Here is a 10,395-nt window from a genome sequence, read left to right on the forward strand (position 1 = left end):
CGACCACCCCCCCAGGAGATGATTCATGAGCCGTATCGTTACCGTCGCCGCCACCCAGATGGCCTGTTCCTGGGACCTCGAAGCCAATATCGAGACCGCCGAGAAACTGGTGCGCGAAGCCGCCGCCAAGGGCGCGCAGATCATCCTGATCCAGGAGTTGTTCGAGAGCCCGTACTTCTGCCAGAAGCCCAACCCCGATTACCTGCAACTGGCCACCCACGTTGACGACAACGTGGCCATCAAGCACTTCCAGAAAATCGCCAAGGAACTGCAAGTGGTGCTGCCCATCAGCTTCTTCGAGCTGGCTGGGCGGGCGCGTTTCAACAGCATCGCCATCATCGACGCCGACGGCAGCAACCTGGGCATCTACCGCAAGAGCCACATCCCGGACGGCCCTGGTTACCACGAAAAGTATTACTTCAACCCCGGCGACACCGGGTTCAAAGTATGGAACACCCGCTACGCGAAAATCGGCGTGGGCATCTGCTGGGACCAGTGGTTCCCCGAGTGCGCCCGCAGCATGGCGCTGCAAGGCGCGGAAATCCTGTTCTACCCCACCGCCATCGGCAGCGAGCCGCATGACAAGACCATCTCCTCGCGCGACCACTGGCAGCGCGTGCAGCAGGGCCATGCCGGTGCCAACCTGATGCCGCTGATCGCCAGCAACCGCATCGGCAACGAAGAGCAGGACGGCTACGACATCACCTTCTACGGCTCCTCGTTCATCGCCAATCAGTTCGGCGAGAAGGTCCAGGAACTCAACGAAACCGAAGAAGGCGTGCTGGTGCACAGCTTCGACCTCGATGAGCTGGAGCACATCCGCAGCGCTTGGGGCTCGTTCCGCGACCGCCGGCCGAACCTGTACGGCGCCCTCAAGACCCTCGACGGTTCTTTGGAGTCCTGATCGCCATGACCACTTTGCACAGCACCCCGCGCGCTGACGGCTTCTACATGCCGGCCGAGTGGGCGCCGCAGACCCAGGCCTGGATGATCTGGCCCGAGCGCCCGGACAACTGGCGCCTGGGCGGCAAGCCCGCGCAGGCCGCCCACGTTGCGGTGGCCAAGGCCATCGCGCGCTTCGAGCCGGTGACGGTAGCGGTGTCGGCGGCGCAATACGAAAACGCCCGGGCGCGCCTGGACGTGCCCAATATCCGCGTGGTCGAGATGTCCAGCGACGACGCTTGGGTGCGTGACACCGGGCCGACCTTCGTCATCAACAACGACGGCCAGGTGCGCGGCGTGCACTGGGACTTCAATGCCTGGGGCGGGTTTGACGGCGGCCTGTATGCGCCGTGGAACCGCGATTGCCAGGTGGGCAGCAAGATCCTCGAAATCGAACGGGCCGCGCGCTACCGCACCGAGGGTTTTGTGCTGGAGGGCGGCTCGATCCACGTCGATGGCGAAGGCACCCTGATTACCACCGAGGAATGCCTGCTCAACCGCAATCGCAATGCGCACCTGAGCCGCGAAGAGATCGAAGCGGTGCTTGGCGCTCATCTGGCTGTGGATAAAGTCATCTGGCTGCCCGATGGCCTGTTCAACGACGAAACCGACGGCCATGTGGATAACTTCTGCTGCTACGTGCGCCCCGGCGAAGTGCTGCTGGCCTGGACGGACGACCCGCAAAACCCCAACTGCCCGCGCTGCCAGGCCGCGCTGAAGGTGCTGGAAACCACCACCGACGCCAAGGGCCGCACCTTGGTGGTGCACAAGATGCCGATTCCGGGGCCGCTGTACGCGACCGCAGAAGAGTGCGCCGGGGTGGACGCAGTGGAAGGCAGCCAGGAGCGCAACCCGTCGGTGCGCCTGGCCGGGTCCTACGTCAACTTCCTGATCGTCAACGGCGGCATCATTGCGCCGAGTTTCGACGACCCGTTGGACGAGCCGGCGCGCGAGATTCTCCAGGCGCTGTTCCCCCAGCACGAAGTGGTCATGGTGCCGGGGCGCGAGTTGTTACTGGGTGGCGGCAATATTCACTGCCTTACCCAACAACAGCCTGCGCCGCACAAAGAGTGAGTGAGGTTGTAACAGCCGGTGTCGCCGCCAAGGCGCCGCCGGTGCCCGGCCAACCCCGGTAGAAGTAGCCAAACCCGCAGCCGGCCTGAGCTGCGGGTTTTTTTATGTCGATCGTCAGGCAATCCCCTGCCTTGGCACAGCTCTTGTATCTGCCTTTAGCGTTAATCCAGGCTGCGACGTTCTGTCATATAGCTTGGATAAGTTGGCCGCTCACAAACCAGGAGAGTGCGTTGAAATGGACGCCAAATTGAATATGGTCTGCGAGCGAACACTGCATCCCCTGGCAATAAATCGCGAATCGCTCCAGGTTCTGGCGCGATGGTTGAAGTCCAATGGAGCGCGCCGGGTTGCCTACAGCGACTCGCGCCGGACGATGATCGAGCGTTACCCGGTTGGGTTGTTCAGCGAAGCTGAAATCCAGGCGCTGTGGGATGTGATGCAAGGATAGACATCAACGGATTGGTACAAGCGCTGCCCGGATGGCAGCGCTTTTTTTTGTTCAGGATTTGCCATTTACCATCCCCGCAGATCCCTCCCTGTGGGTTTTGAGCGCCACCCACTGCGGTGGGAACGTGCTTGCCCGCAATGAGGCCCGCCTATTCACTGGCCAGGCTGGCGCCATCGCGGGCAAGGCCCGCTCCCACAGGTTTGCCTGGGGTTTTGGGGTTTAGAAGCTATAGGTTCCCGTCACCACCAGGCTGCGCGGTGCGCCGGGTTGGATTTGCGCGGCGCTGGTGGCCGAGGCGTAGTAGGTGCGGTCGGTGATGTTGTTCAGTGCCGCGCGCAGGTCCCAGTCTTTCTGGCGCAAGCCCACCAACGCATCCCAACGGCCGTAGCCGGGTAGTACGGTGGTGTTGGCGTTGTCGGCGAAGCGGTCGCCTTCCAGGGTCAGGCCGGTTTCGGCGTACCAGCCCATGTGTGGTTTCCAGGTCAGGAACAGGCTGCCATTGCGCTTGGCCACGTTGTTGATGCGTTTGCCTTCCTGGCCGTTGTTGTCCTTGACGATGGTGGCGTCTTGCACACCGATGCCGCCACGTAAGTACCAGTTGCCGGTGATGTTGCCCGCGGCCGTCAGCTCGATGCCGCGTGAGCGCTGCATACCGCTGAGCACGGTTTTGGTGGGGTCGTCCGGGTCGGTGGTGCGGCGGTTGTAGAGTTCCAGTTCATACACCGCCAGGGTGGTGCTCAGGCGTTCGTCGAGCCAGTCGCTCTTGACTCCGATTTCTTTCTGCTTGGTCAGCTCCGGGCTCAGGTCGTTGGTATTGCCGGCCGCGCCCGGGGTGATGCCGATCAGGCCGCCGCCCACCGGGGAGAAGGTCTTGGTCCAGGAGGCGTAGAAAGAGTGGTCCTGCAACGGCGTCCAGACCACGCCCAGCCGTGGGCTGGTGCTGTGGCTGTCGCGGTCCTCGGTGAGGCGGGTGAGGTTGTTGGTGGACTCGATATCGAAGGTGTCGTAGCGCAGGCCGGCCAGCAGTTGCCATTGATCGTTGAGGCGCAGTTGGTCTTGCACATACACCGCGCGGCTTTCGACTTCGGTATGGCTGCTGCTGAACAGTGTCATGGCGCCGCGATGCACCAGGCTGCGATCGGGGTTGTACAGGTCCAGGCCCGGTACCGGCAGCACATTGGCGCCTTTGGTGGCGGCGTTGTACAGGGTCGGGTCGCGGCGTTGGCTGCCCAGTTCCAGGCCGGTGAGCAGGCGATGTTCCAGGCCGAAGGTGTCGAAGCCACCCTCCAGCTCCAGGTTGTTGTAGACGTTGCGGGTGGTGAGGTCCTGCTGCCAGTGCTGGCGGGTGACCTTGCCGGTTTTTTTGTCGTAGCCGGTCTGGTAGGTGTTATCGAAGTCGCTGTTGAGCTTGAACACGCCCAGGGTGTGGCGCAGTTGCCAGTTGTCGGCCAACTCGTAGCTGAGCTTGGAGCGCAGGGACTGGGATTTGTCGTCGATAAAATCGTGTTCGCCGCCGTAGGTGGTGTCGCGGCCCACGTCCGCCGGGCGCCCGTTGATGCCGGGGATGCCACGGTCGGGGGTGCGGTTGTAACGGCTGTATTCGTACTGCACCAGCCAATTCAGCTCGGGGGTCAATTGCCAGCTCATGGACGGGGCGAACAACTGGCGGTTGCCGTCCACGCCATCGCGAAAGCTGTTCTGGTCCTCGTTGCCCATGTTCAGGCGCAGGCTGAGGTTGTCGCTGGGGTCGGTGCTCAGGTCGGCGTAGAGGCTGCGCAGGTCTTCGCTACCGCCCTGTGCTTCAAGGGTGGAGCGGCGGCCGAACTGCGGCAGTTTGCTCACCCGGTTGATGATCCCGCCCTGGCTGCCACGGCCATAGAGCACCGCCGCCGGGCCCTTGAGCACGTCTACCCGCTCGATGTTGTGCAGATCACGCTTGTACTGGCTGTCGTCGCGGATACCGTCCAGGTAGAAGTCGTTGCTGGCGTCGAAACCGCGGATGCGTAGGCTGTCGAAGCGGGTGTCGGCGCCGCTGCTGATATTGGGTTGGCCGCTCAACGCCTTGCCCAAATCGTTGTTGCCGTAGTCCATGACATTGGCGGTTTTCACCGAATCAATCGCTTGCGGCACGTAGCGTACAGGCGTGGCGGTGCGGGTCGCGGTGCTGGTTTGCTTGACGCGTGGGTCGTCGTCCGGCGTATCGGCTTGGGCACTGATGGCGGTGGCGGGCAATACGGTGGTGGCGGCACTGGCAAAACCGGCGCACAGCAAAGTGCAAAGCCCAAGGGAAACGGGCGAAAGGCGGAAAGGGGCAGGCATCGGAAAACGCATCCAAATATGTGAAGAACAGAAGAGGGTGCGAATGATAATGCGTGCTATTTACTCTGGTTAATTATTATTGATTGGCTGTGCAATTTAGATGTTTCGTTATGTTTCTGCGGTCTTTGATGCACAGGGCAAGGGCTTTCAGCCATTTTTACCAGGGGCGTAACAGACAAAAACCCGACACGGTATTTTTCTTAAACGATGGCAGGGCTAGGCTGCTGCTGCGGTTGCAACCCGCGGCCTTTAGCCGCGCGCTGGCGTGCGTCAGCCGTGCTGCACTGGCCGACCCTGTAAAAGAAAGCCGTGCCCTATTGGCCTGGCTTTGCGGGCAGGGTTTCTCGACCTTGGCGCTGGAACAGGACGGCCATTTCCAGCTGATCGATATTGGCCCCTGCTTGGGTAAACCCGCAGTGTTCGCGGCTTGGCAGCGCAAGTCCTGGGGCCGCATCGACACCCCGTTTTCAGCGCCCGCGCAGGTGTGCGAAGACGCGGGCTGTGGCGACGCAGCAGCGCAGGCTTGAGTATTCGACCCGGCTAGGTGTAGGTCACGTCTGGCAGACTTATAAGAAATTGGCCTATTGACAGAAGATTCATGAAATTGACACGTCGTTGAGGGCGCGGATAGGATTCGCCTCAACGCCTGTGGCTATAAGCCATATATCAAAATAATAAGAGGTCCGCCGCGTTGGTTCGTGGGGCGGGCTTTTTTATTTAGGGCCGGGAAAAAGAGCGTTCAAACGCCTCCCTGTCTGCCGTCACAGCGCGTATCAACCCGAAATAAGGAAAATAATATGTTGAATAAGCGGATCGGTCTGATCGCACTGGGGATTTTGAGCGCAACAGCCACTCAGGCAATGGCTAACGAACAAGCCCAGGCTAAGGGCTTCGTTGAAGACAGCAGCCTGAACGTGCTGCTGCGTAACGCCTACATCAATCGCGACAAGAAAGACGGCAACCGTGACCAGCGTGAATGGGGCCAAGGCTTCATCGGCACGTTCAAGTCCGGCTTCACCCAAGGCACCGTCGGCGTGGGCGTTGACGCCTTCGGCCTGTACGGCGTGCGCCTGGACAAAGGCAGCCACAGCGGTGGCGGCGGTATCGACTTCTTCAAATTGGGCGACAGCGGCAACCCGGCCGGCGACCTGGCCAAGGCCGGCGCGGCAGTGAAGTTCCGCTTGTCCAGCACCACCCTGACCTACGGCGACCAAATGCCGGCCCTGCCGGTGCTGAACTACGACAACGGTCGCCTGTTGCCAGAGAGCTACACCGGTACCCTGATTACTTCCAAAGAAATCGAAGGCCTGGAACTGAACGCCGGCCGCTTCACCGCCGAATCGCGTAAAAGCGCCGAAGGCCACGACAGCGGCGGCCTGAAGTCGATCAACGTATTGGGCGGTAGCTACCAGTTCACCGAACAGTTCAAGGGCGCGCTGTACGCTTCCGACGTCGAAGACGTGCTGAAGAAGCAGTACATCAACCTCAACTACGTGTTCCCGCTGGCCACTGACCAGTCCCTGACTCTGGACTTCAACGGCTATCGCAGCAAGTTGGACAGCTCCTACGTCAAAGACAACGGCCTGACCGGCGACGACAACAAAATCTGGAGCCTGGCGGCCACCTACGCCCTCGGCGCTCACTCGTTCACCCTGGCGCACCAGCGCAGCACCGGCGACGCCAACACCGGCTACCCGTACGGCGGCTACCAGAACACAGGTCGCGTCGGTGACGGTGGCAACACCATCTACCTGGCCAACTCCTACTGGTCTGACTTCAACGCCGAAGACGAGCGCAGCTGGCAGTTGGGCTACGGTCTGGACTTCACCACCTTCGGTGTGCCGGGCCTGAGCTACAACTTCGCCTACGTGCGTGGCGACAACATCACCACCTCCACCAGCACCGGTGGTACCGAGCGCGAAATCTTCAACCAGTTCAAGTACGTGGTCCAAAGCGGCCCGGCCAAAGACCTGAGCGTAAGGCTGCGTAGCTCCATCCTGCGGGTGTCGCAAAAATCGGCTGAATACAACGACAGCGGTAACGAGCTGCGTGTGTTCGTCGACTACCCGATCAACGTGTTCTGATGAACGCGTGTGTGACGCTGACCTGAGGGCTGGCTGAACGAAAAAACCCCGACTGGTTCGGGGTTTTTTTATGTGTGATGGTCGTGCAATGGCCAGTCGACTGTGTGTGGTCTACGCTTGCGAAATGCCATTAATGAGCCCTGATCTCGCCGTTTATATGGATAGGAGGCGCTAGCGCCATCGGCGGCAGAGAAGGGCGGCATATGCACAAAGACCATAGGTTTCATGCGTTGGACAGTTTTCGCGGGCTTTGCGCATTGGCGGTGGTGGTCTACCACTTGCGCATCTACGACAGCTTTACCGAGTTGGCTTTCTTTCGGCATTCCTACGCCTTGGTGTCGTTCTTTTTCGTGTTAAGCGGGTTTGTCCTGACCCATGTTTATGGTTCAAGGATGGCGTTCAATTTCAGGCACTTTTTCATCTCCCGAACCTTTCGCCTGTTTCCGCTGCATATCTTCATGCTGGGGATATTTATTGTTTTGGAGTTTGGCAAGATCCTCGCCTATGACCAGGGCATCTCGTTCAATCACGAACCTTTTAGTGGTAAGTCTGCACCTGCGCAAATACTGCCCAATTTGTTCTTGCTGCAATCCTGGACGCACTGGACCAATCCGCTGTCGTTCAACTTCCCGGCGTGGAGTATCAGCATCGAGTACTACACCTACATGCTGTTTGCCCTGACCCTTGCCCTGACCGGCCAGCGCCGCTTTTTCCTTTGGCTGGCCCTGTGTGGCTGGGCGTTTGCGCTGATCTATCGGCAGAACGAGTTCTTTACCCAAGAGGCATTGCGCGGGGTGTTCTGCTTTTTCGCCGGGGCGCTGTGTTATCGGCTTTTTGCTGTTGTGGCCGGCCGGGTAAAACCGCGGTTCATGGTTTTTACGTTGATCGAGGGCGTTTCTTTGCTGGTCGCCGGGGTGTTGATGGTTGCGGATATTGAACAGAAGTTCCTGGTGGTCTGCCTGTCGTTCTGTGTGGTCGTGGTGGCATTTGCCTTCGAGGCGGGGGCGTTCTCCCGGCTGTGCACGCAGCGCTTGTTTCGCCTGCTGGGTAAGTTGTCCTACTCCATTTATCTGACCCATGCGGCGGTGCTGTTTTGTGTCGTATCGATGTTCATGGTGCTGGAGAAAGTCTTGGGCGTGACGCTGACGTTTAACGGTGCTGAGGCCCGCCACCTGGATACCGGCAATGTGCTGTTGAACAACCTCACTGCCGCGTTGGTGGTGCTGGCCGTGGTGTTTATCTCGTCCTTCACCTATCAGTACATCGAACTCAAGGGCCAGGCGTATGGCCGCTCGCTCATCGGTCGCAAGCCGGCCCTACAGCCTTTGTAAAGAAATAAACCTGATGCAAATCAATTTGATACGCATTTCCTGGGCGTTGAGATACAAAACATTTCAAAACTCCCATGTACAGACGCCAAACGCCGGGCGTAATTTCTCCTACAAGCTGTGCGCTCACACCTGCAAGCGCTGTAAAGGAATTCAGCCTGTAGCACGCCCGGATCGACTACCCACGGGCGGGCACATATAACAATAGAGGGAGCTATCCGTGAACTGCATTTTCTGTGCAATTGTCTCCGGTCACCTACCAGCCAGCGTTGTCTACGAAGACGACCAGTGCCTGGCATTTCTCTCCATTCAGCCGATCACACCCGGCCATGTTCTCGTCATCCCCAAGGCCCATGCCAGTGGCCTGGCCGACATTGCTCCCGACACCTGCGGCCACATGATGCGCATTGGCCAGAAGATGGCCGCCGCGCTACGCAACAGCGGCTTGCTGCTCGATGACACCCCCTGCGAAGGCATCAACCTGCTGCTGTGCGATGGCGCCGTGGCGGGTCAAACCGTTGGCCACGCGCACCTGCATGTGCTGGCCCGGTACGTGGATGATGGTTTCAACCTGGCCCATGCCAACCTGGCAACCGCACCGTTTGAAGTACTGAGCGAGCGGGCGGCGCGTATCCGTGAATCTTTGAAGTTGCTGTCAGCGTAATACGTAGGATGCCGTTTTAGTGGCAAGACATACCCGGGTTTTCCGGGTTCAGTTGTCTCGGCGTGCGCTGTAAATAGTGATGGGCAATTCGATAACTACGCAAGGAGGCGAAGCTATGTATTGAACTGTGGCAGTTGAGTTGTGCCGCTGGGCCGAGCCAAACAATACAGGTCACACTAAGAAGGGGATTCTCATGTCGTCATTCGCGAGCAATAAAATTGCTTTACCTTCCGCAAGCATGCAATTGGTAAAAGATGATTCAGCCGGTTCGGCGATCTACAGCTTCTATGATTCAGTGCTTCAGGATATGTGCCAGTCCGATAAAGTCAAAGTTAGGCAGGTTATAACGCCGGCCGAATTCATCGAGCTTTCCCGTGCCCGTTATCGGTTATACGGGCAGCGCAAAGTGTATTACAAGACACTGTTCGGCGATGCCGTGGACGACACTGTGTGCCTGGACGAATACGACCCGCGTTCTTATGTGTTCGCCTGTTATTACGACGGTGAAATTATTGGCACGCAACGTATTACGCCGTTTCCCCACGAGTCCGGCGAGTTTATCAGCCATGCTGACCTGGTGAAGTTCTCCGGGCCTAATTATGAAAATGAGTGCGTTGAACTGTCGCGCCTCATCGTCGACAAGCATTCGCCGGTAAAAAACGTGGTCAACGCCTTGGCGATGACCGGCGCTTCGCTGGTGGCCCTGCAGGGCGGGTATAAAACCTTCATCACCTACGTCAAGCCACGGCTGGCGCCGAAATTCGACAGTTTTGTGTTCGACCAGGACGGCATTTTCTTCCAGATCCCGGCCCGCGGCGAACATTACTACGCCCTGTACAAAGGCGATTTGCTGCCTTCGGTGACGCCGTTCTTCGGCCTGGAAAGTTGCCCCCCGGACCTGCACGACATTGACGACCTGATGCGCCACACCCTGGCCGCTCGCACCATGCGCCACTCGCTGGCGGTATGAACCCCCTAGAAAAACTAAAACGACGAGGTTGATCGAAGATGGAAGCCAAGAACAAAGAAGCCGTTATCGAATTTTATGAACGTATGTTTGGTAATCGGGAACTTGCGGTCGCCGATACCCATATTGCCGAAGAATATGTTCAGCACAATAACGTGTTTATTCCGCCGCGGCGCGAAGGCTTCAAGACGTACTTCACTCAGTTCTTCAAGACCTTTCCGGAGTCGGGTACCAGTATTGAACGGGTGTGTGCCGAAGGGGACTATGTGTTTCTCTATGCCAAGCACTGGGCCAAACATCGCTTCTTTACCGTCAATTACAAGGTGATCGATATCTACCGTGTCGAAAACGGTGTGCTGATGGAGCACTGGGACACTATCGAAGGCCTCGGCCTGTTCTCCAAGTGCATCTATATCGTCAAATCCGTATTGCGCCTGTAACACCCCCTGAATTCATAGAATAAGCGCAACGCTTGAAACGAGAGGCAGAGAGCCAGCCACCGGTAGAATCCAGGCTCTCACACCGAAGGATTCAAGCGCAGATGACTACGCATTACCGGCAGCTGACTC

Annotated in this window: 10 protein-coding genes; 9 read left to right on the plus strand and 1 reads right to left on the minus strand. The window is 58.8% G+C overall.

The window, feature by feature from the left end:
- The first annotated feature begins 25 nt into the window (after positions 1-25).
- The 3 genes from aguB (at position 26) to AC19YT_RS18975 (ending at position 2,464) form a co-directional block, all read left to right on the plus strand.
- Positions 26-904: an N-carbamoylputrescine amidase gene (aguB, locus tag AC19YT_RS18965; protein WP_095108786.1), complete on the plus strand. Its 879-nt coding sequence runs from the start codon at positions 26-28 to the stop codon at positions 902-904.
- A gap of 5 nt (positions 905-909) precedes the next feature.
- Entirely contained in the window at positions 910-2,016 is a 1,107-nt protein-coding gene (gene aguA, locus AC19YT_RS18970; protein ID WP_500610816.1) for an agmatine deiminase, read from the plus strand.
- A 235-nt stretch (positions 2,017-2,251) separates the two neighbouring features.
- Positions 2,252-2,464, plus strand: a complete 213-nt coding sequence (locus AC19YT_RS18975) for a hypothetical protein (RefSeq protein WP_095108788.1) — start codon at positions 2,252-2,254, stop codon at positions 2,462-2,464.
- 219 nt (positions 2,465-2,683) lie between these two features.
- Here the strand turns inward: AC19YT_RS18975 and AC19YT_RS18980 are convergent, their stop codons facing one another.
- Entirely contained in the window at positions 2,684-4,783 is a 2,100-nt protein-coding gene (locus tag AC19YT_RS18980) for a TonB-dependent receptor (protein ID WP_500610817.1), read from the minus strand.
- A 110-nt stretch (positions 4,784-4,893) separates the two neighbouring features.
- Here AC19YT_RS18980 and AC19YT_RS18985 point away from each other — a divergent pair, with 110 nt between their 5' ends.
- The 6 genes from AC19YT_RS18985 (at position 4,894) to AC19YT_RS19010 (ending at position 10,266) form a co-directional block, all read left to right on the plus strand.
- Positions 4,894-5,310: a hypothetical protein gene (locus AC19YT_RS18985; RefSeq protein ID WP_500610818.1), complete on the plus strand. Its 417-nt coding sequence runs from the start codon at positions 4,894-4,896 to the stop codon at positions 5,308-5,310.
- A gap of 270 nt (positions 5,311-5,580) precedes the next feature.
- Positions 5,581-6,867 carry an OprD family porin gene (locus AC19YT_RS18990; protein WP_095108792.1) on the plus strand — a complete coding sequence of 429 codons (1,287 nt, stop codon included), beginning with the start codon at positions 5,581-5,583 and terminating at the stop codon, positions 6,865-6,867.
- 203 nt (positions 6,868-7,070) lie between these two features.
- Entirely contained in the window at positions 7,071-8,198 is a 1,128-nt protein-coding gene (locus AC19YT_RS18995; RefSeq protein WP_500610819.1) for an acyltransferase family protein, read from the plus strand.
- Between the two features lie 217 nt (positions 8,199-8,415).
- Complete coding sequence (locus AC19YT_RS19000; RefSeq protein WP_500610820.1) at positions 8,416-8,859, plus strand: HIT family protein; 444 nt, start codon at positions 8,416-8,418, stop codon at positions 8,857-8,859.
- Positions 8,860-9,052: 193 nt separating this feature from the next.
- Complete coding sequence (locus tag AC19YT_RS19005) at positions 9,053-9,829, plus strand: N-acyl amino acid synthase FeeM domain-containing protein (protein ID WP_256576572.1); 777 nt, start codon at positions 9,053-9,055, stop codon at positions 9,827-9,829.
- A 38-nt stretch (positions 9,830-9,867) separates the two neighbouring features.
- The gene (locus tag AC19YT_RS19010; RefSeq protein WP_095108796.1) at positions 9,868-10,266 is read left to right on the plus strand and encodes a nuclear transport factor 2 family protein; all 399 of its coding nucleotides are present in this window, start codon (positions 9,868-9,870) and stop codon (positions 10,264-10,266) included.
- The last annotated feature ends 129 nt before the right edge of the window (positions 10,267-10,395 follow it).

This window comes from Pseudomonas sp. MF08875, from assembly GCF_059862525.1.

What these genes read in the sequence shown, in the direction of transcription:
- AC19YT_RS19010 (WP_095108796.1), top strand. Translation starts at nt 9,868, where the DNA reads ATGGAAGCCAAGAACAAAGAAGCCGTTATCGAATTTTATGAACGTATG.
- AC19YT_RS18995 (WP_500610819.1), top strand. Translation starts at nt 7,071, where the DNA reads ATGCACAAAGACCATAGGTTTCATGCGTTGGACAGTTTTCGCGGGCTT.
- AC19YT_RS19005 (WP_256576572.1), top strand. Translation starts at nt 9,053, where the DNA reads ATGTCGTCATTCGCGAGCAATAAAATTGCTTTACCTTCCGCAAGCATG.
- aguA (WP_500610816.1), top strand. Translation starts at nt 910, where the DNA reads ATGACCACTTTGCACAGCACCCCGCGCGCTGACGGCTTCTACATGCCG.
- AC19YT_RS18985 (WP_500610818.1), top strand. Translation starts at nt 4,894, where the DNA reads ATGTTTCTGCGGTCTTTGATGCACAGGGCAAGGGCTTTCAGCCATTTT.
- aguB (WP_095108786.1), top strand. Translation starts at nt 26, where the DNA reads ATGAGCCGTATCGTTACCGTCGCCGCCACCCAGATGGCCTGTTCCTGG.
- AC19YT_RS18980 (WP_500610817.1), bottom strand. Translation starts at nt 4,783, where the DNA reads ATGCCTGCCCCTTTCCGCCTTTCGCCCGTTTCCCTTGGGCTTTGCACT.
- AC19YT_RS18990 (WP_095108792.1), top strand. Translation starts at nt 5,581, where the DNA reads ATGTTGAATAAGCGGATCGGTCTGATCGCACTGGGGATTTTGAGCGCA.
- AC19YT_RS18975 (WP_095108788.1), top strand. Translation starts at nt 2,252, where the DNA reads ATGGACGCCAAATTGAATATGGTCTGCGAGCGAACACTGCATCCCCTG.